At 61.4% G+C, this 21,413-nt stretch carries 16 protein-coding genes and 1 pseudogene; 4 read left to right on the top strand and 13 right to left on the bottom strand.

Features of this window, described 5'->3' with window-relative positions; genetic code table 11:
• Positions 1-23: 23 nt before the first annotated feature.
• The 3 genes from HWY30_RS27050 to HWY30_RS27040 all read right to left on the bottom strand — a co-directional run bounded on the left by HWY30_RS27050 (position 24) and on the right by HWY30_RS27040 (position 4,792).
• A complete protein-coding gene (locus HWY30_RS27050) occupies positions 24-1,757 on the bottom strand; it encodes an IlvD/Edd family dehydratase (protein WP_090809494.1) in 1,734 nt (577 codons plus the stop codon).
• 225 nt (positions 1,758-1,982) lie between these two features.
• Positions 1,983-2,408 (bottom strand): DUF1801 domain-containing protein, encoded by a 426-nt coding sequence (locus HWY30_RS27045; RefSeq protein WP_090809492.1) that lies wholly within the window; start codon positions 2,406-2,408, stop codon positions 1,983-1,985.
• Between the two features lie 182 nt (positions 2,409-2,590).
• On the bottom strand, positions 2,591-4,792 hold the full coding sequence (locus HWY30_RS27040; RefSeq protein ID WP_244145023.1) for a winged helix-turn-helix domain-containing protein: 2,202 nt from the start codon (positions 4,790-4,792) through the stop codon (positions 2,591-2,593).
• Between the two features lie 243 nt (positions 4,793-5,035).
• Between HWY30_RS27040 and HWY30_RS41870 the strand changes: the two genes are divergently transcribed.
• Positions 5,036-5,269, top strand: coding sequence for a hypothetical protein (locus HWY30_RS41870; RefSeq protein ID WP_244145022.1), 234 nt, complete (start codon positions 5,036-5,038; stop codon positions 5,267-5,269).
• 1,291 nt (positions 5,270-6,560) lie between these two features.
• Positions 6,561-7,109 (top strand): LysR family transcriptional regulator, encoded by a 549-nt coding sequence (locus tag HWY30_RS27035; protein WP_244145021.1) that lies wholly within the window; start codon positions 6,561-6,563, stop codon positions 7,107-7,109.
• A 299-nt stretch (positions 7,110-7,408) separates the two neighbouring features.
• Here the strand turns inward: HWY30_RS27035 and HWY30_RS27030 are convergent.
• A pseudogene (locus HWY30_RS27030) lies at positions 7,409-8,434 on the bottom strand (IS110 family RNA-guided transposase).
• Positions 8,435-8,588: 154 nt separating this feature from the next.
• Here HWY30_RS27030 and HWY30_RS27025 point away from each other — a divergent pair.
• Entirely contained in the window at positions 8,589-9,566 is a 978-nt protein-coding gene (locus tag HWY30_RS27025) for an IS5 family transposase (protein ID WP_090809488.1), read from the top strand.
• Between the two features lie 460 nt (positions 9,567-10,026).
• Here the strand turns inward: HWY30_RS27025 and HWY30_RS27020 are convergent, their stop codons facing one another.
• The 9 genes from HWY30_RS27020 to HWY30_RS41865 form a co-directional block, all read right to left on the bottom strand.
• A complete protein-coding gene (locus HWY30_RS27020) occupies positions 10,027-10,800 on the bottom strand; it encodes a response regulator transcription factor (protein WP_090809486.1) in 774 nt (257 codons plus the stop codon).
• Between the two features lie 373 nt (positions 10,801-11,173).
• Positions 11,174-12,301 carry a DUF2827 domain-containing protein gene (locus tag HWY30_RS27015; protein WP_090809484.1) on the bottom strand — a complete coding sequence of 376 codons (1,128 nt, stop codon included), beginning with the start codon at positions 12,299-12,301 and terminating at the stop codon, positions 11,174-11,176.
• Positions 12,298-12,789: a DUF4019 domain-containing protein gene (locus tag HWY30_RS27010; RefSeq protein WP_244145020.1), complete on the bottom strand. Its 492-nt coding sequence runs from the start codon at positions 12,787-12,789 to the stop codon at positions 12,298-12,300. Before HWY30_RS27010 ends, HWY30_RS27015 begins: the two co-directional genes overlap by 4 nt.
• Before the next feature lie 87 nt (positions 12,790-12,876).
• Positions 12,877-14,031: a DUF2827 domain-containing protein gene (locus HWY30_RS27005; RefSeq protein WP_090809482.1), complete on the bottom strand. Its 1,155-nt coding sequence runs from the start codon at positions 14,029-14,031 to the stop codon at positions 12,877-12,879.
• Positions 14,028-15,203 carry a DUF2827 domain-containing protein gene (locus HWY30_RS27000; RefSeq protein ID WP_090809480.1) on the bottom strand — a complete coding sequence of 392 codons (1,176 nt, stop codon included), beginning with the start codon at positions 15,201-15,203 and terminating at the stop codon, positions 14,028-14,030. Before HWY30_RS27000 ends, HWY30_RS27005 begins: the two co-directional genes overlap by 4 nt.
• Before the next feature lie 21 nt (positions 15,204-15,224).
• Positions 15,225-16,934, bottom strand: coding sequence for a tetratricopeptide repeat protein (locus HWY30_RS26995; RefSeq protein WP_090809479.1), 1,710 nt, complete (start codon positions 16,932-16,934; stop codon positions 15,225-15,227).
• Positions 16,934-18,766: a tetratricopeptide repeat protein gene (locus HWY30_RS26990; RefSeq protein WP_244145019.1), complete on the bottom strand. Its 1,833-nt coding sequence runs from the start codon at positions 18,764-18,766 to the stop codon at positions 16,934-16,936. Before HWY30_RS26990 ends, HWY30_RS26995 begins: the two co-directional genes overlap by 1 nt.
• A gap of 207 nt (positions 18,767-18,973) precedes the next feature.
• Positions 18,974-19,303: a hypothetical protein gene (locus HWY30_RS26985; protein ID WP_090809477.1), complete on the bottom strand. Its 330-nt coding sequence runs from the start codon at positions 19,301-19,303 to the stop codon at positions 18,974-18,976.
• Positions 19,304-19,331: 28 nt separating this feature from the next.
• The gene (locus tag HWY30_RS41865; protein WP_244145018.1) at positions 19,332-20,543 is read right to left on the bottom strand and encodes a YadA family autotransporter adhesin; all 1,212 of its coding nucleotides are present in this window, start codon (positions 20,541-20,543) and stop codon (positions 19,332-19,334) included.
• 22 nt (positions 20,544-20,565) lie between these two features.
• Here HWY30_RS41865 and HWY30_RS41860 point away from each other — a divergent pair.
• Positions 20,566-21,413 (top strand): hypothetical protein (locus HWY30_RS41860; RefSeq protein ID WP_244145017.1); only part of this gene is annotated, 848 nt, incomplete at its 3' end.

The raw sequence follows: 21,413 nt of genomic DNA, 5'->3' as shown, positions 1-21,413 counted from the left end.
GCCGTTGCCGTTGCAACGGCGCGTCAGTGCGAATGCCGCGGCACCGCGGAACCTCTACACCCCACGAGGAAGTCGAGGTCGCAACCCTCATCGGCCTGCAGCACGTGATCGATATACAGGCGCCTGTAGCCGCCGCCTTCCGGCGGCTGGGGCGGCACATGCTGCGCGAGACGGCGCTCGAGTTCCGCGTCGCTGACATCGAGGTGCAGCGTGCCCGCGTCGCAATCGAGCTCGATCCAGTCGCCGTCCTGCACCGCGGCGAGCGGGCCGCCGGCCGCCGCTTCCGGCGTCACGTGCAGCACCACGGTGCCGTAGGCGGTGCCGCTCATGCGCGCATCGGAAATGCGCACCATGTCCTTCACGCCCTGCCTCAGCAGCTTCGGCGGCAGGCCCATGTTGCCGACTTCGGCCATGCCCGGATAACCCTTCGGCCCGCAGTTCTTCATCACCAGCACCGAATTCGCGTCGACGTCGAGCGTCTCGTCGACGATGCGCGCCTTGTAGTGCTCCAGGTTCTCGAACACGACCGCGCGTCCGCGATGCTTGAGCAACTCGGGTGTCGCCGCCGACGGCTTCAGCACCGCGCCGCGCGGCGCGAGATTGCCGCGCAGCACGCGGATGCCGCCATCGGCGACGAGCGGCTTGTCGAGCGGACGGATCACTTCGTCGTTGGTGTTGGGTGCATCCTTCACGTTGTCCCACAGCGACTTGCCGTTGACCGTCAACGCGTCCGGATGCGGCAGCAGGTTCGCTTCGCCAAGCCGGCGCAGCACGGCCGGCAGGCCGCCCGCGTAATAAAACTCTTCCATCAGGAAACGGCCCGACGGCATCAGGTCGACGATCGTCGGCGTGTCGCGGCCGATGCGCACCCAGTCGTCGAGATCAAGATCGATACCGATGCGCCCCGCGATCGCCTTCAGATGAATCACCGCGTTGGTCGAGCCGCCGATCGCCGCATTGACGCGAATCGCGTTGACGAACGCCTCGCGCGTGAGGATCTTCGACAGCTTCAGGTCTTCGAGCGCCATTTCGACGATCCGGATTCCCGACATATGCGCAAGCACGTAGCGGCGCGAGTCGACCGCGGGAATCGCCGCGTTGTGCGGCAATGACGTGCCGAGCGCCTCGGCCATGCAGGCCATCGTCGACGCGGTGCCCATCGTGTTGCAGGTGCCCGCCGAGCGCGACATGCCCGCCTCGGCCGACAGGAACTGATGCAGATCGATCTCGCCGGCCTTCAGCGATTCGTGCAGTTGCCACACCGCGGTGCCAGAGCCGATGTTCTTGCCGTCGAGCTTGCCGTTCAGCATCGGGCCGCCGGTCACGACGATCGCCGGCACGTCGCAGCTCGCCGCGCCCATCAGCAGCGCGGGGGTCGTCTTGTCGCAGCCGGTCAGCAGCACGACCGCGTCGATCGGATTGCCGCGGATCGCCTCCTCGACATCCATCGCCGCGAGATTGCGCGTGAGCATCGCGGTCGGACGCAGATTCGATTCGCCGTTGGAAAACACCGGGAACTCGACCGGGAAGCCGCCCGCTTCATAGACGCCGCGCTTCACGTGCTCGGCGAGCTTGCGAAAGTGCGCGTTGCACGGCGTCAGCTCGGACCACGTGTTGCAGATACCGATCACGGGACGCCCGTCGAACTCATGATCGGGAATGCCCTGATTCTTCATCCAGCTTCGATACATGAAGCCGTTCTTGTCAGCCGTGCCGAACCACTCGGCCGAGCGCAATTTCCGCTTTTTTTCCGACATACTAGGTCCTTGATGCATGTGCCGGGACCCCTCACCGGCCAATTTGACTGAAGCGGCCCGCCCGACGTTACGGCGCAAGGTTGCCGCTCAGTGTCCAGGGATGGTGAAGTGTACGGAGCGAGTTGATATCTTTCCAATTATATTTTGGGTGATATCGATATCAATTCTGGTATCCACCCACCGGGGTTCGCGAGCGGCGCGGCTGGCGAGCAGACTGTGCCGGCCTCAGGCGTCGCCGGGCGCCCGCTTACGGCCGGCTTTCGGTAGTGCGCCGCGCATGTTCTGCTTCAGATGATTCTGGTTATAGTCGATTGCGGCGCGCACCAGCGCTTTCAGTGCGCGCTCGTCGACCCCGTCGCTCTCGAAGAAGTCGATAGCGCGCCGCGCGTTGCCTTCGAGGCCCGCGTTGAACAAGCCATCCGGGTCGGCCAGGCCCGCCCCATGCGCGAAGGTCAGCTTGACCTTGCCCTTGTGGGCGTTGGCGACCGCGATCATGCCGTCGCGCGACCAGACCGGACTACCCATCCACTTGAATTCCTCGACGATCGCCGGGTCCGCCGCGAGCACGCATTGACGGATGCGAGCGAAGGTCGCGCCGCGCCAGTCGGTGAGTCCCGCGATCAGTTCGTCGATACGTTCGGATGCGTTCATTGGAGTGAGGTCAAAACGGCAGGATGCCGTAACAATCTGGCCATTGTAATCTCCGGTCGTGTTCGCGGTTGGCCCGCACGCGTATTGACTTCGATAAGCTCGCGGCCGGCCATTGCGCAGAAAAAGTCGCGTCGTCGCTCGCAATGTCCAAGCCGGGGCGCTTCTGGAACCACCTCGCTCCGCTACATTGCGGCGCGCCCCTCGCCAACGCCAAAACCCAGGACGCTCTGCACGGCTTCGATGCGCGAGCTCACGTTGAGCTTTTCGAAGATGTTCTTCAGATGCCATTTGACGGTCTCGGGCGCCAGTTTCAACGATCGCCCGATTTCCTTGTTGGAAAGTCCGAGCGCAACGCAGTTGAGGATCTCCAACTCCCTGACACTCAGGATATCTGACGATGTTGTCATGACCCTGACAGACCTCGGGGGAACGGATTGGGAACCATCGCGTGCGTCGAACGCCGCGAGCAATCTGTCGGCATAGGCCATTTCCGCGGTCACAATGCTGCCCGATCCTCGGCGAAACCGTTGCAATAGTGCGCGCACGGGCTGCCCTTCATCGACGAAGCTGTTGACGATGCCGATCGCACCCCCAATGCTCAGCGCACGGCCGAGTATAGCGAGCGCCCTGTCGGTTTCCCCGCATTGTTCAAGCGCACGGGCAAGCAGAAGCGAAACGAGCGCCTCGGAACCACGCCAGCCCATTGCGGCGACCGTATCGAGCGAGCGTTCGAGAAGCACGACAGCTTTGGCAGCGAGGCCTTCGGCCATCTGAACCCGGGCCTGCAGGATGCAATAGTTCGTCCAGCTCTCGATAGCCGATCCTTTCCGCCCTTCACATAGCGCTGGGACGCTCCCGCTCAGCTCGTCGGCGATCCGCTTCGCTTGCGCCAGGTTGCCGGCTTCGATCAGAAATCGCACCGCTTCGGCATCGCAGGTAAGCTTCAGACGCAACCATTGCCGGGTCAACGCGACCTGACGGCCGTCTTCGAGAACGGCCAGTGCCGAACCCGTCTCCCCGTCACGCCACAGCAGGCGTGCCGCGGCAAGTATGTGCCGCACCAGCGCACCCATCGGAGCGCTCTCCAATACGATGTTCGTGCGGCCGGCAATCATCTCCCGCGCTTTCGGCAGTTCATTGCACTCGTAGCAGATGTATGCAACACAACCGGCGATGCCCGCCACGCCAGCCGCCGAAGCCCCCAGATCACGCTCGGCGCGCCGCAACGTCGCTTCGAACGTTCGTCTCGCCTCGGCCAGCTCGCCATGCATCAACGCGGCGAAACCATACATCGAGTCTCGCAGCAGGTCCGAGTGGTGCGGCTCGGGATTGGCTTCCGTGCGGTCTTTGACGAGGTCCCATATACGAAGGATCTGGTCGAATCTGCCCCGATAGATCAACCCGAAGAATTGCACTGTTTGCGAGTAATGCTTGACCCACGGTGCAACTGCCACACCGCAAGCGTCCACCGCGCATCCCAGTTCAAGCGCACGCTCGCTGTCGTCACCGATACCGGCGACCAGTGCAGCAACCACGTTGACCTCGGCCAGCATCGCTTCGTCGATCACGCCACCATCCGCGTGATGCTTCCGGTTGAATTCGTCGACAATCGTGCCGATTTCCTTCGACGCTCGGGTGATCTGAAGCGAGAACGCAAGCGCCCATGCTTTGGCAAGCCGCAAACGCAACCGTCCACGAACGGCATCGGGCGGAAGCTTGTTGATCCAACCGAGCAGCGCGTAGGGGTCGCCGCGCTCCAGCATGTCTATTGCGCAGTTCTCCGCCCACTGCGTCGCCAGTTCGAAATCGCCGGCGGCCAGAGCATGACGGACCGCCTCGGGCCACAGACGTTGCGCCGCAAACCATTGGCATGCGCGACGATGCAGCACCGGAATCTGTTGCGGCATCTGGCGCAAGAGACGCCGTCGCAGCGCATCGGATAGCACTGCGTGATAGCGAAACCAGTCTTGCCTTTCGTCCAGTGGTCGGATGAAGACGTTGTGCCGTTCAAGCCAGTCGAGCTTTTCTCCGCTTTCGCCGTCTTCATCCCCCATGATCGCATCGCATACACCGGGACTGAGCCGCTCGAGAATCGACGTGTGCAGCAGGAACGTCAGCATGGGCGGCGGCAAATGCGCGAGGACCGTATCGTTCAGGTAGCGGTCGATTACTGAACCCGGGCCCGCCAGATTGTCGGCGAGCCTGGACGCGTCACGCATTTGACCTAACGCCAGCGAGGCCAGTTGGAGACCCGCGACCCATCCTTCGGTCGTTTCGTTCAACAGCTCGATGTGGCTTCGTTCGAGCCGCACAGTACCTGCCCGGTCAAAAAACGACTGTGCATCGTCGATCGAAAAGCGCAGATCCTCGGCGCCGATGCGCATCAGCTTTTCCGGCGTTCGAAGTTGCCCGAGCGTCAACGCGGGTTCGGCGCGCGCGCCAAGCATGACGTGCATGTTCTCAGGCGCATAGCGCAGCAGACGAGAGATCACCGCCAGCACCGGTTTCGCGGTCACACGATCGACGTCATCGAGTACGAGGAAAATGCAGCGGCCGCATCCGGCAATGCCATTCAACAGCACCGAAATGACTGTTCTGATCGGCGTCAGTGAATCGAGTTTCAGCAATTGCTGCGCTTGCCACGCGATGTCCTCCGCCACGCGGGACAGCGCCGCCACCAGATAGGCGACGAACAGTTGCGGGTCATCGTCTTCTCCGTCGAGGCTGAGCCACGCGACCGGGTGCTTTTCCTCCGACAGCGCTTCGCTCCATCCGGTCAGCAACGTGGTCTTGCCAAAGCCTGCCGGCGCCGTCACGACGACGACGCTGCCTGGTCGTCGCTCATCGAGCCTGTTGAGTAAAGCAAGCCGTTGCACGCAGCCGGACGGAATACGCGGCGCGATCATTTTGGTCTGGATCAATGACACGCTCCACTCGCGATCGGCACTGTTTGAAGAGGCTTCCATGACTATTCCCCATCCCGCCGAACCACCGCCCAAAAGGACGTCTCCATTGGCTGCACGGGGGACGTTTTATGTATACGTTGAATTGCTTTAGTACTAAACACGAATTGCTCGCTATCTTAATATCCAGAAACGCCCAATCCGGGTGAATCGTAGAAACGATTCGCGAAGTTGCTACGGCGCGACATCGCGTCTGACGGCGAAGGTCACCGTGCCCACGTGCATGGAAAATTGACGACAGCACCGAAGTGCAAGCGACAACCGTGTGACGGCGCCAATCGCAACGGAAGCGGGCAACAGAAGTGGATCGGGAAATGAAAGCGGAGTAATCGCGAATGACGTCGACTTTTAAAAAGTTCACATCGCGCTATTGGCCTTCTGATACCTTCGGGCCTGCATCAAACGCCTCGCCACCTACTCATGATTCGACTGCACGCACGATATGACTGGACCTTGAGCGCTCCAGTCTCTAGAACCATTCCTTGCTAGCGTTGAAATCACTTGAGCAGTATCTGACGGTATGCATTGCTGATGCCGCATATCGTTTGGCACACGTATAAATTGAATGTCAGATATTGAAAAGTAGCTGATGCTCACGATAGTCTCCCATACGCGTATCGGAAGCGCTGTGCCATTAGCATGAGCACGCCACTGCCCACCTGTGTCCGCATATGTGTGGAAGCAGTTATCCTCCGGGATTCTTTTTTGTGCGCAACGCGACGCGCTTTATACAGCAGTCCAGTGCAAAGTCCCGCAGCCGCGCAGCACGGCGCTACCCGTGGCGATTGAAACGCATCGCATGCCTGCGCGGGTCACGATGAAAACGAAGGTCGTTCGCGCCAGACCACAACCGGTTGGCAACGGCACGTCTGACGTGTCACGCAAACATCGACAGCATGACCGTCAGGCAGCGCCGCACACATGGCTACCGTCGGATTCGATGGGCGGGCAAACCCGCCTCGAGGCCGCGCATCGGCCGCACGCGCGTGATCGCGCCGCGGATCGACACCGGTGGGCACTACCGTCGATGAGCGGCGCTAAGGCCAAGCTGCGGAACGGCTGCGGCGCTTTCTGGGGATTGCTTGTCATCTTGCTCCCGGCGATGCCTCGTGGTGGATTGATGATCGAAGTTTACTTTTACCCGGGATTGCATCAACATCGGAAATAATTAGCTCAATAAGTGTAGGTTATGCGGATCAGGGATATTGAAGTGTTCAGGGCGGTCATGAACGCAGGAAGCACGAGCAAGGCGGCGGCCCTGCTCGGCATTTCGCAACCGGCTGTCAGTCAGGCCATCAGGCGTCTGGAAACCATGGCGGACTTCGGCCTGTTCGAGCGGATACGCAGCCGGCTCGTTCCCACCCCGGAAGCCGTTGCCCTGATGCGTGAGGTTGACCAGTACTTTCGCGGATTTGAGGTCATCGAGCATCGAATCCGTAGTTTGCGCTCCTACGGATTGGGCCGGATGGCGATCGCCTCTCTGCCGGCACTGGGCACAGGCTTTCTGCCACGTGTCATTGCGGCGTTCGATGCCCCGTCCAGAAACGTGCAAATTTCGCTACAGGTGATGAGTTCGCGCGAAGTGCATGAGAAGGTCTCGGCTGGACAGGTGGATTTCGGCCTGATGTCCGACGAGATGTCGATGGCCGGCCTCGAACACTCGGTGTTCGCGCGTATGCGGGCTGTCGCAGTGATGAACTCGCATCATCCTTTGGCACTACAAGGGCTTCCCCATTGAGTGCAAGCTCAAACGCGGTTTTCTGTTGTTGCAATGTTGCCTTGCCGGCGTCATGTGAGAAAGTGAAGGACTGCTGTACTACAACCGATCATGTTGGGCCGATGGCCCGGACCCTGATGAAAGACGCGCGCGAGGACCTCGTTCGCTGACCGGGAATGAATCCCTGTAGCCTTATCAGGTATACCTCGCGCGGGTCCAACCGCTTCACATCACCGCTGGCAGTGCAAAGTGATCATTTAATCGCTCATGGGTACCGTTGCTTCTCGTTGGTGAACGGTTGACGAATACATCGGTGGAACTCACCCGGCGGCTGGCTCGTGCTTGAAGTCCTCGCCGTACTTGAGGACCGCCCACGCCATTCGCGCATTCTTGGCTGCGATCGCTACGGCCGCGCGCCAATATCCGCGCCGCTCAACGAGGCTTCTCGCTCAACGGCTGAAGCGATCCTGCTTCTCGCCGGGATTCGCGATGACGGCGCGCGCACCGTTCACCAGCAGACAGCGCAGATAGGCGTCGCCTGCCTACGTGATGCTGCCAAGCCGCTGCTTGCCGCCGCTGCTATGCTGCCCTGGCGTCAATCCGAGCCACGCGCCCACCTGGCGACCATTTTGGAAGTCATGTCCGGCACCCAGGCTCGCAAGCAGTGCGCTCGCCGTGGTCGGGCCGATACCGCGCAACTGCATGAGCCGCCGGCTGCGTTCGTCATCGCGCGCAATTTGGCGAATCGCGCGGTCGTATTCGGCAAGCCTGGCCTCGATGTTGCCTGCGTGCTCAAGCAGATCGCTGATGCAGCGATTGGCCCAACTGGGCAAAGAATCAAGATGGACTGTGATCTCTCTTCGCAGACGCTCCGGGCTTTGCGGCAGCACCACGCCAAATTCCGAAAGCAGGCCACGTATCCGGTTGTAGATTGCGGTCCGTTCCTCGACAAAGCCCTGCCGCGTTCGATGCAGGCAGAGTGTCGCCTGCTGGTGTTCGTCCTTCAGCGGCACGAAGCGCATGCTCGGACGTGTCACCGCCTCACAGATCGCCGCTGCGTCCGCCGCTTCGTTCTTGCCGCGCTTGCCCGACATACGGTACGGTGCCACGAGTTTCGGCGCCATCAGCTTCACGGTGTGACCGTACTGCTGGAACATACGTGCCCATTGATGCGCACCCGAGCACGCTTCCATGCCGATGAGACAGGGCGGCAACTGGGCGATCAGCGCGAGCAGTTGATCCCGTGAGACACGCGGTTTGACCAATACTGCCTTGCCGGCTTCATCCACTCCGTGAACCGCAAAGACGTTCTTGGCAAGATCGATTCCGACAGTGACAACAGGCATGGACTTCTCCTCTTGTTGGTGTGGTGAACGTTCGAAACTTCATGATGACACGTCGATGCCCATTTACGACTTCCACCGCAGCCGCGGGACGGGGAAGTCCCTTTCATTCGCTGAAAAAGGTCAAGGTCGTTGGGCGGTAAGACGTTAAATTCGGATGAAACAACAGACCCTTGCGATGGCCGCCGATCAAGGCGCCGGATTCGAACAGTACCGTCGGCCCACCAAACGCGATGTGTTCCTTGAGACGATGGAGCAGATCGTACCGCGGACGCAGTTGTGCGAGGTTGTCGAGCCGCACTATCCGAAGGGGCAAGGCGGTCGCCCGCCAGTCGGACTGGAGCGCATGCTGCGCATGCACTTTGTGCAGCACTGGTTCAACCTGGCCGATGAAGCCTGCGAGGAGGCGCTGCTGGACAGCACCGCATTGCGGCGATTCGTTGGGATTGACCTGGGGCGCGAGCGCGTTCCCGATGGCACGACGCTGTTGAAGTTTCGCCGGCTGCTGGAGCGCAACAAGCTCGGCGAGCAGTTGTTCGCCAAGGTCGGCGAGGTACTGCAAGGGCACGGCCTGAAGGTTGGCACCGGCACCATCGTGGATGCCACCATCATCGGTGCGCCCAGTTCCACGAAGAACGCGGACAAGGCGCGAGACCCCGAAATGCATCAGACGAGGAAGGGCCAGCAGTGGTACTTCGGCATGAAGCTGCACATCGATGTGGATAGCCAAACGGGTCTGGCACACAGCGCGGTAGTCACGGCGGCAAACGTGCATGACAAGCATCCGCTGCCAGCGCTGCTGCATGGCGACGAGCGGCGTGTGTACGGTGACAGCGCCTATGCGAGCCAGAAGGAACTCATCGCCAGCAAGGTGCCGAAAGCGAAGGACTTCACCAACCAGCGTGTGCGCAGGCGAAGTGGCGAGGTCGATGACACCAGACGCTCGAAGAATCGCAACAAGTCGAAGATTCGTGCCCGGGTCGAGCACGTCTTTGCGGTGGTCAAGAGGTTGTGGGGTTTCGTCAAGGTGCGCTATCGCGGCCTGGCGAAGAACGCCACGCGCGCCTTCACCGCACTGGCGTTGAGCAACATCTACATGAGCCGCCAGCGGCTCATGGCACAGGTGCGTCCATGAGGGGCCAAAGCGGGTCGAGAGACCCGCTTACAAGGCCCTTCAGGGCAAGAAAATCGAACCAGTCGCGTCGCTGATCTCGCATTCCGAAAATTCAGCAACAAACCGTGGGCGAAAACGGCGGCTTCTTCAGCGTAGCCCTAACCAGGATGCGTCGTTTGGACATTGGCCCGACGAACGACCCGCCACTGCGGTGACACGAGGATTGACAGCCGCCACCAACCCGGATGCAACCGACTGGATGAACCATATCGTGCAGCGCCGAATCACAGACGTAGCCGAACAGCTTTCCGGGTCCAGGTAGCGTTGCCAGGCCCGTGCTCTCAGAGCGTTCCGTCGCATAACGAGCTGATGGCGCGCGTCGCGCGCAGAGTCCGCGACAGCCCGCCGATGCAGGGCCGGCTTCAGACCAGACGCAAGGAAACGCGCCCTGCTCCGATCCGAAGTCCTGGCCGATGCTGCTCTAGCAGGCCGTGGGCAGGAGCCAGGGCTTGGGTGCAGCACGCTCTTCCGACGCCTCACAGACCAGCGTGTCGCTTGCCACGCTATGCACGACAACCTCGTCCAGACGGTATCCGTGCGTATAGACGGTGCTCAGGCGCACGCCGTTCTCCGAGTGCAAAGACAGCTTTCGCCGCAACCGATAGATATGGGTGTCGATCGTGCGGGACATACTATCGAGTTCGCGTCCCCATGCAAGCTTCGCCAACAGGTCCCTGGAAACCACGCGCCCGATATTGGCGAAGAGAAACGCGGCGACGTCGAATTCCTTCGCCGTCAACTCTATTGTCTTGCCGTGAAGAGAGACGTTGCGGCGCTCCACATCGAAGACGTAGGGCCCCACGGCTATCAGGTTATCGACCTTTTCCTTGCGGTAGGTGCGACGCAATAAGGCGCTGATTCTGGCAACCAGTTCGATCGCGCGGAACGGTTTCACAACGTATTCGTCGGCGCCCGCATCGAGCGCACGCGCAACGTCGACCTCCAGCACTCTGCTCGTCAGGAACAGCACGGCGACCTCCCGACCGATATTGCCGCGTATCCAGTGCAGGACTTCTAGTCCGGTCATTCCGGGTAATTTCCAGTCGAGCACCACGAGATCGACTTGATTGATCTTAAGGAAGCGCACGGCATTTTCGCCAGAATCCGCCCGGCTTATTCTGTGCCCCGATTGCTGCAATGCTTTTTCAACAGCCGAAGCTTGCGCAAGATCGTCTTCCACCAACAGGATCTTCATGTGTCACCTCTTTCTTTCGAGCCGACGGACCTGCGAATCGAGCATCCGGCGGAACGAACCGGAGTGCGCGATCTGGACCACCCCATCGGGATGGCCGAGTCGAGTAGGCACGAACCCCCTCACGGGACAGACATCCGGCGATTGTTCAGGGTTGCGCCCCCAACAAACGCCGTCGTTCCGCATAAACTTTGTGAACTTCTGAAATTCAGGATAACCGGTGTGCATCGGCAACATAGCCCCCCATATGGGGGGCGGGAGATCTGTTCGGCGGGTTGCAGGCCATCCGTCTCCCCGACCATGTGAAGATCACAATCGAGGGCCAACGCAATGCTTTCGAAACGAGATCGAAATATCGGGCAACGATGCACATCGGTCAACGAAGCGGGCGAGTCATTAGTTCGTCGAGCAGCGCGGCGTAGGTTGCGACCAACTGCGCGTTGTTCGGCAAATACCGTTCGATTAATGCCCGTTGCCGCTCCCGATACGACGACGCCTGCGCATCGTGTGTGTCGATGGCCTCGATGACGCGTCGCGCGCCCTCGGTGGCGTCGTTATCGCGATAGTAGTAGCCAAGATCGTCACAGAGCGACGCGTTGTGTATCAGCGGGTAGCCTTGCCAGCACACTTCCAGGTAGAAGTAATTAAGCGGATTTTCCATCTGGTGCGAGACGACGATGTCCGTATTGCCGGCGAGGAATGCTGGTGTGTCGTAACGCCCGAGAAACACGGCCTTGTGTTCCTTTACGATATCCAACTGATTGAGCAACGTGATGAATTCGAGGCTTTCCGTCGCGATCGCCTCCGCATTGGTCACCTGCAGAATAGCGATGCTCTCGGGCCGCTCGCGATAAGCAAGCTCGGCGATCAAGGCGGGATACAGGCAGAACTTCACGACGTTGATGTTCGGCTCCATCACGCTCAGACGCTTCGCGCCAGAGCGCGGCTGGTATTCTCCGGCATGTTCGATGGCGGCGACGCGTTCATCGAGAAACATGGGACTCCATACGAACGGCACGACGCGTGCGGTCTGACGCCGCAAGACCTCGAAGTAGGACTGGCTGATATGCGCAACCTGTGGAATGAGCCAGATGTCGTCGTAACGCTGATTGACGAATAGGTTTTCACCCCACAGCCGCCTGCGAAAAAGCACCGACTCCATCGCGTGAATGTATTCGAACCCGCAGCAATAGGAGACGAGGCGCGCGCCGCGCTGCTTCAGGTAATCGGTCTGCGCGCCGTCGATCTGCCCTCCGAGTTCGATCAGCACATCCACCGAGTCTTTCGCGGCTTCGAAGCCGACCGTCGGATAGCGGGCGAGATCCCACGGCAACGCCGGCGTAACCGGCACCGCCGTCGTATTGACCAGCACCACACCGGCCACCTGCGGGCAATGCCGCAACGCCTCGGCGAGGAATACTGCGTTCTGTTTGATGCCGTTGTTCCACAACGCCTCGCCCGCGTGATGCAGGCCGATCGTGATGCCGATGCGCAGTGCGCTCATTTCGCGCCGGCGCGCACGGCGCTCTCCGCGCCCTGGGCTTGGGCTTGGGTCAGACGCGGCGTATATCCGGTCAAGTGCCATTGCCCGTCGGCTCCCAACTGGAAGCTCAACAGTTCGAAAGCCGTGTGGCCATTGGCAAGTGTCGATGTGGAGTCCACGTTCGCATAAAGACCATCGGGCATTCCGGAGACGCCAATGGACTGGATGCGCGTAACCGACGACCAGCCACGCCGTGTCACCGCTCCAAGCGTGTGACGAGCGTCGCTCATTGTCTTGACGAACTGGTCCTGCGGAATTTTCCCCTTGATGAATGGCGCCGCATCCTGCCAGACCTCGGCGTACCTGTTCGAGTCGAACTGCTGAAAGATACGCTCGGCATCGTTCAGCAGTTCGTCGGCCGAGTTACCTTGTGCGGCTGCGGCCAGCGTGGCCGACATGGTCAGTGCGCAGACGGCCGCCAGCTTGAAGATCATGGTGACGTGTTTCAAATGATGCTCCCCGTGTATGAATATGTACTCGTATAAAGAAATAGTGATGTGGATAGTCCTCGCAAGCAAGGACGTGTTCCGGCCCGCTCACTCTCGTTCATAAAGCGCGGCCAACGCATCGCTGTATATCCGCACGTTGTCATCGTGCTCGGGATCGAGCCCGCGCAGAAATGCGTTCGCCGTGCGCCGGTAGGCGTCAACATGCGTGTCGTGCCCGGCGAACGCCCGCTGCAATGCCCGGCCACCCTCCTCGCAATCGAAGCCGTGATAGCGATATCCGCAATCACCAATCAGGTGCGAGTTATGAATCAGCGGATAGCCACCGTACAGCGCCTCGTAGTAGACATAGTTCTGCGCGTTTTCCCAGTGATGGCTCACGACGACATCAACATGCTCCGAGACCACGCGACAAAATGGAAAGCGCCCTTCGAACGAACTCAGGCCATGCTTCACGATATCGAGGCTGCGGACGAAACCGTTGAAGCTCACGTGCTCTTTCATATGGAACGTGTTGTACGCCCACACTTTTTCGATCATGTCCGGATTCGCACGATGCGCCGCTTCGCAGGTCAGCAGCGGAATGAAGCTCGTCTTCACCATGCAGATGTTGGGCTCGAACAGACCGGCCCGCCAACGGCGACGTCCCGGCTGGTAGCCGAAGCTGAGCCCCTCCGGTAGACGCGCCGCTTCGCGCTCCAGCATGACGGGACTCCACAGATGCGGCATCACGCGCACTGGACAGCGGAACGTACTGGCGTAATACGGCACACAGGTATTCTCGTACTCAGGCAGCGTCCAGACCTCGTGATACGGCGCGGCCGTGAATAACAATCCATGCGACTTGTCGAAGATCATGCGCTCGATATCGATCACATAATCATTGCCCACTCGCATCGACACGATCTTGCCGCCGCGCTCGCGAAATGCCACGACCCACTCGCGCGCAAGTTGCGCGCTCATTTCGATCATCACGTCGAGCGTCGCGGCCGCTTCGTCCATATCGATCAGCGGCACCGGCGAATCAGCCAGAAAATTTCGCGCGTCCTCGGGACTGCCGTCGCCTCCTCCCGCCACGAGATACGTGGCTTCGACTAGCGGCGAGCGCATCAGCAGCATCACCAGAAAAATGCAGTTCTGGTAGATGCCGTTTTCCCAGACCGACTGCTCGCCCTTGCGCACGAAGATCGACACGCCCACGCGTAAGTTTCGGGGGACCGAATGGGGATTGGGTTGGACACTCATCGGCGGCTCGCGGAATTGGCAAATTTCGTGCTACGGCACAGATGCAGGAGCCGGGCCGCATAGGCGTCGAGATTGTGCTGGTTGAACGGATCGACTTCGGCGAACACGCGTTGCGAGCGGGCGCGGTAGTCGTCGATACCGCTTGCATGTGCAACGGCCGCGCGCTGCAATTGCGCGGCGCCATCGCGCGCGTCGAAGCCGTGGTAGTAGTAACCTGCCTCGCGCAGCCACGGCGAGTTGTGAATCAGCGGATAGTCGCCATAAAGCGCATCGAGATAGCTGTAGTTCTGTTCGTTCTGCCATTGATGCGACACGATCGCATCGGCATGCTGCACCATGAAGCCGACAATGTCGTGCCGGCCATGAAACGTGGCTTTGTGCTGACGCACGAGGTCCAGCGAGTTGGCCAGATAAAGCATCGTAGGATGGTCTTTCATGTGCAACGTATTGAGCACGTGCATCGCTTCCACCGCGCCGGCATCCGCACGGTACGCCTCGTCGCACACCAGCATCGAAATGGTCGAGGCCTTCACGACCGAAATGTTCGGCTCGAAAATCGCCACGCGCAGGCCGCGTCGTGCGCTGGCGGCGACAACATCGCCCGCGTTGCCGGTAGCATCGCGCGCGTCGAAACCGTAACGAAGGCCGAGTTCCTCGACCTCCCTCACCCGTTGCTGAATGAACTGCGGATGCCAGATGAACGGTACCTCATGCAAGTCGCAGCGGTTCAGCAGGCGCATCATCGGCGCGTACGCTGCGTCTTTCGGCAAATACCAGATTTCGTCGCAACGCTCGGGCCGCGGCGAGTATGAGGGCTTTGAGAAGATCGCCGGCTCGACGAGATTGACATACGGCTGACCGCAGCAGTGAAACACCACTTTCTTGCCACGCGCACGTATTAGATCGAGCCATTCGATATCGAGTGCGCCTCCCATTTCGATGACCACGTCCACTTCGTCGGTGGCCTCGCGCACCCTCGTCAGTCTGAGATTGCGTGCGGCCAGATCGATTTGCGGCGGCATCGCATTCTGGTCGCCGACATCGATCAGCAGCACCGATTCCACAAAGGGCAAGCGCTGAAACAGTTCGGCAAGAAAGAAGACATTCTGGCCAAGGCCGTTCTCCCAGATGCTCTGCCCACTACGACTAATAACGGAAATTCCGATTCGCACGATTCAGTTCTCTACGCAATGTCATAAACCTTCGCTCGTCGCCAGGGTTTGCAGCTTGATTCGCCATTGTCCATACTGCTCCAACGCCACCGCGACCCGCCCTATGACCTCGGCCCAATCCCCGGGCGTCGCTTGCCGGTAGATACGCATTACGTGCGGATACCAAGGGGAATCGGTCCTGCCGTGCATCCAGCGCCAGTCCGTCCACGGCTTCTGCAGCAGGAGCCAACACGGCTTGCCGAGCGCCCCCGCGAGGTGTCCGACCGCGGTGTCGACGGAAATCACGAGATCCAGTTGGCTGACGAGGGCCGCCGTATCGGCGAGATCCGTCAGGTCTGGCGCGGCGCACACCATCGGCAATTGCTTCGCCAGAGCCGCAGGTTCGTCTTCGCCTTGCCCTTTCTGCAGACTCACGAACGTTACGTCCGGCACCGACCAAAGCGGCGCGAGCGACAGCAGACCAGGCAAAGACCGGTCTGCGTCGTGACTATGTGAAGTCGAGCCCTTCCAGACGAGTCCAACCTTGATCCCGTGTGCGGGCAAGCAGGTACGCCAACGCCGTACCCGATCGGGCAGCGCGCGCAGATACGGCAGACGTGCGGGAATGTTTGCGGTCGTGGTGCCGACATGCAAAGGTAGGCTCATACTCAACGACCAGAAATCGTGCGGTCCGACTTCCAGCATATTGCAGACCACTTCATCCACGCCTTCGAGCGTCTTCAGGAGTTCCTGCAACGGCTCGGGGCAAAACAAAGTAAGACGGCGCAGGCCTCGCGCCTTCAGGAGCGGCACGTATCGGGCAAACTGGATGGAGTCGCCGAGACCTTGCTCGTGACAGATCACGAGTGAGCGGCCGGCCAGCGGTTCGCCCCGCCACTGCGGATAGCCCGGATCGGGGAGGAAAACGGGAGTCGTCCGATGCATATCGTAGCGAGCCTCCGCATGCTGCCAGCCCTCCGCGTATCGCCCCTGAGCCAGCAGCAGGAGCGCCAGATTCCAGCGGGCATCCGCGAAATCAGGGCACTGCTGCAGCACGCTCCGGTATGTCGCCTCGGCGTCCGCGTAACGATGCTGCTCCCGCAGCGCCGTACCAAGATCGTTCTGCGCGTCGGCGTACGCCGGATCGATTTCGAGCGCGCTTCTGAAGGCCAGTTCGGCCTCGCCGAAACGGCCTGCTCGCAGAAGCAGTAAGCCGAGGTTGTAATGCGCGCGCAAGTAGCTGGGATCGTTGCCGATCGCGCGACGGTATGCGGTCTCGGCCTCGTTGGCGCGCCCCATGCCTTGAAGGAGGACGCCGAGGTTGTTCAGCGCGTCGTTCGACGCAGGGGCGAACGTCAATGCCTGACGAAGCGCGTGCTCCGCCTCGTCCCTGCGCCCCGTCGCCATGAACAGCAGACCGAGGTTGAAGTGGGCCGGTGCATGGTCGTGCTTCAGTTGGATCGCGCGGCGGCATGCTGCCTCTGCATCCGCGTGCAGTCCCTGCTGGCGTAGCACATCACCCAGGTTGCCGAAGTAAACGGCAGTCGGCGTGATGCCAACTGCCTGCTGCATCAACGCCGCAGCCTCGGGCAACGCGCCTCGTCCGGCGTGAATCAAACCCAGCAAATGCAGCGCATCGGCGTGCCGGGGATCGTACTTGAGTACGCGGCGATAACCTGCTTCGGCTTCCTGAAGATGCCCGCATCGATGTGCCTCGAACGCCGGCAGAAAGATCGCTTCGCACGGCACCATCACGCGCTCGCCTTTTGAGTCAACTGGTGCGTTGCCGTCACGACTAGCGCCGCGAGATCACGCGCGACCTGCGTCAGCACCGGTTCCCATTGGCCATAGACCTGTTGCCGGTACAGCCGGATCGACGGATACCACGGGCTATCGTTACGTTCGATCATCCAGGTCCAGTGCGGTCTGACGTCGAGCAAGACCCACGCACGCACGCCTAAAGCGCCGGCCAGATGTGCGACCGACGTACACACGGTGATCACCAGATCCAGGCTGTGCAGCAAGGCCGCCGTGTCATCGAACGACCGGAGTTCGCCAGTTGGGTCGGACACACTCATCCCGGCCTCGCGCATCGCTTTCGTCTCACTGCCGGCGCCGATCTGCAGGCTGACAAAATCGACACCCCGCACGGCGCCGAGCGCGCTCGCAAGGACGCGCGGGTCGACTGAGCGCAACGGATTGCGCTGATGCGTGCGACCGCCGCTCCAGACCAGCCCAACCTTGAGTCGGCCCGTGTCCGACTCGTGCCGCGAACGCCAGGCACCGACCTTCGCGTGATCCGTCTTGAGATAGGACGTCGCGGCGGGAAGCTGGTCCGGCGTCACACCGAACGCAAACGGCAGGCTCCCGAGCGGCAAGTGGTAATCGATCGCAGTCTCGGGAAGCGGCTGCTCGCTCGGGATGACCGCCTCCACCTCATCGCCAAGGCTGCGCTGCATGAGCGTCAGGAGGCTCGCATAGCAAATGAAGATGAGCTTGCCCCCCGCCTGTCTGACATTCCGGGCAACGAGCGGCAGGAACCGTGCGAATTGCAGAACATCGCCGTTGCCCTGTTCACTCCACACGGCAACGCTCTTGCCGGACAGAGATTGCCCTGTCCATCGCGGCATCGGTAAATTAGGCCAGCTGCCGTTCAATTCAGGGGAGCCGTCCCATCGCGCTTCATGGTTCAACCAGCCCGCCGCATAGTCGCCACGCAGCAATTGCAACATCGCGAGCGACCAGACGTAAGACATATTGGCCGGCTCAAGCTCTACCGCGCGTTGCGCAAAATGCAGCGCCATGTCCCATTGCTGCAATTCACTGAATACATTCGCGCAGCACTGCAGCGCAACGGGATAGTTGGGTGCGAGCGAACAGGCACGCTCTGCGGCCACCTGGGCTGCTGTCGGATCGCCCCGTTTCAGTAGCATCGTCGCGAGATTGGTCCACGCCAACGCATTGCCGGGATCATCACGGAGAACATCCCCGAGCAGCGATTGCACCTCGTGGTAATTTTCCGTCGCAATGTACGCGGCCGCCATATTGTTGCGCAGCATTGGCAACGCGTGATCGAGCCGCATCGCACGCGCATAAGCGTCGAGCGCCAGATCATGCCGCTTGCCGAGCTGGTACGCGAGGCCAAGCGAGAACCAGCCTGAAGCGCTCCCAGGCATGCGTTCGCAATACGTTGCCGCGACGCGTTGTGCCACATCGAACCGGCATAGACCGCACAGGAGATCGATCCAGTCCAGTACCCATTGCTCGCCTTCCGTACCTTTGCGGTACGCTCGCTCGAACCACCCATCGGCCACTTCGCGCTCGCCAAGATCTCGCGCGACATACGCAAGCTCTGTCACCACGCGGGTGTCGTCCAAAGCGCCCTGCAACGTACGATCCAGCAATGCACGGGCTTCCGCGTGGCGTCCTCGCAGACGCAAAAGGCGCCCAGCCGCCGCCACTATGCCCGGATCGCCGGGGCGCGAAGCACCGTGAGCCTCCAGCAAACGCCAGGCGCCAACGAGATCCCCCTCGGCCATCAATTCATCAATACGTTCGGAGTACGACGCCATCGCGCTGCTCATTGTGCACAATCCCTCCAAAACGGCCCGACTCCGGCGCTCCAGGCCCACGGGCGCAGGACGGTCCAACGTGATGCAAGCTCGCCTGCGCTCATCCAAAGCCTCGGCGCTGGAGTCTGCGCATTGTGCTCCTGTTCACGTGCCTCATGCTCCTCCTCATGCGAGGAGGAGACGTGATTGACTGCGTTGCGCGGTCTCCTCGACATCCCCCTACCTCAACTGCGCGATGATAGAAACCGCGGCGGCAAGACCCAAAACGAGACCAGTCGCCCGACCCTGCCACGCCCCCGCGCGCGGCCAGGTTTCGGCGAAGAGCGTGCGTCGGGAGCGCGCACATACGCACCATAGCCAGGGCAAGACAAACAGGGTGACAGAAGCCAGCAGTACAACCAGACATAGCTGCACAACCTCCGGCGTCAGGCCGCCTATGCCGTTCGCGAACCAGTTGAAATAGCCGACGACAGACATCGTCAAGCACGTCACCAGCCCTCCCGCCAGCAGATTGGCTATGAAACGATCGGTGTAATCCGTCACACTCATACGCGCTCCTTCACTCGCGCCATCCGCCTTACCATTGATAGCCAATGCCAGCTCCAACCACGCTGCCCGATCCGCTGGTACTCGCGCCGCCCTTGATCTTCAGATTGTCGGTAAGGCGTGCCGAGAAGCCGATCGCGACCGCCGAGTAGCCCTTGTAGTTGCCCGAGCCGATCCCGACCGCCAAGGTTTTGCCCGGGTCGACGTCGGGAATCATCGTCAGAGCGGTTGCGCCCGCGATACCGGAGTACGCCTGCCGCGCCAGCGCGTTCACGCCCTGCTGAACGGAGTTCAACTGCGACATGTTGACCGCATCGGTCGGATTCACACCCGGCGCCACGTTCGTGAGGGTCCGCTCGCTGCCCGGCGAGCCGAACGACACCGAATTCGCCTCGTTGGCGATCGAGCCGGAGCCCACCGCCACGGAGTTCGGCGCGGCGGCCACCGCGTTCGAGCCAATCGCCGACGAATTGGAGCCCGTCGCCTGTGCACCCGAACCCACGGCAACGCTATGGGCCGAGCTCGCGGTCGAATTGCCGCCGACCGCCACCGATTCCGTCCCCGTAGCACTCGCCGCACTACCGGTCGAATTCACAGAGACATACTGCGACGACGTGCTGGCGACTGTCGACTGCGAGGTCTGCGGAAGCTGGGCGCCGAGTGAACCGTTGCCGAGCGAGCTGATTTGCGTTTCGAGCGCAAACAACTGGCTACCGTTGATCGCATCGGTGCTGGTGGCGGAGATCGTGCCCGCGGCTACATTGGTGAGCGCGACCGCCGAGCTCGCACCGACGCCGCCGAGCGTCACGCTGTTATGCGTGGCGCTGTCGTACAGCACGGCGTCGTTTGCCACCGAGGCCACCGCCTGCAACTGGCTCACGTTCACTGCATCGGTCGGCGCCGTACCGGCGGCGACGCCGGTCAGCTGACGCGCGCCCGCGGTGCCGGTGAAGTCGACGCTGGTGCCGCCCGTGCTGGCTCCCACCGTGATGACCCCGTTGCCCGGCGCGCCGCCTACCTGCTGCACGAGACCGATTGTGCCTGTGGCGATGCCCGTGGACAGCGCGCTGACGCCGCTGGTTGCCGTACTAACGCTGGTGGACAACAGTGCCACTGTGCTGTTGGTCGTGCTGAGGCCCGTCGACAGGGACGCCACGCCGCTCTGAACCGTGCTGAGGCCCGTCGAGGTCGACGTCGACAGCAAGGTGAGGCTGCTGTTGGTCGTGTTCAGGCCCGTCGACAAGGACGCAACGCCGCTCTGAACCGTGCTGAGGCCCGTCGAGGCCGACGTCGACAGCGAAGTGACCGTGCTGTTGGTCGTGCTCAGACCTGTCGACAACGATGTCACGCCGCTCTGGACCATGCTGATCCCCGTCGAGGCCGACGTCGACAGCGACGAAATACCCGTCGATGCGGAGGTCGACAGCGAGCTCACGCCCGTGGACAGCGAAGTCACGCCGCTCTGCGCCGTGCTGATGCCCGTCGAGGCCGACGTCGACAGCGAGCTCATGCCCGTGGACAGCGACGAGATACCCGTCGACGTGGAAGTCGACAGCGAGCTCATGCCCGTGGACAGCGACGACATACCCGTCGAGGCCGATGTCGACAGCGAAGAGATACCCGTCGACGTGGAGGTCGACAGCGAACCCAGGCCTGTGGACAGCGAATTCACGCCGCTCTGCGCCGTGCTGATGCCCGTCGAGGCCGACGTCGACAGCGAGCTCATACCCGTCGACAGCGAATTCACGCCGCTCTGTGCCGTGCTGATCCCCGTCGAGGCCGACGTCGACAGCGACGAAATACCCGTCGAAGTGGAGGTCGACAGCGAGCTCACGCCCGTGGACAGCGAATTCACGCCGCTCTGCGCCGCGCTGATCCCCGTCGAGGCCGACGTCGACAGCGACGAAATGCCCGTCGATGCGGAGGTCGACAGCGAAGAGATACCCGTCGATGTGGAGGTCGACAGCGAACTCATACCCGTGGACAGCGAATTCACGCCGCTCTGCACCGTGCTGATCCCCGTCGAGGCCGACGTCGACAGCGACGAGATACCCGTCGACGTGGAAGTCGACAGCGAGCTCATACCCGTGGACAGCGAATTCACGCCGCTCTG

The sequence above is a fragment of the Paraburkholderia tuberum STM678 genome (assembly GCF_902833905.1).
In the GTDB taxonomy this organism is placed as follows: domain Bacteria; phylum Pseudomonadota; class Gammaproteobacteria; order Burkholderiales; family Burkholderiaceae; genus Paraburkholderia; species Paraburkholderia tuberum.
Note: the sequence above shows the minus strand (reverse complement) of the source record. Positions and strands in the feature narration are given on the sequence as shown.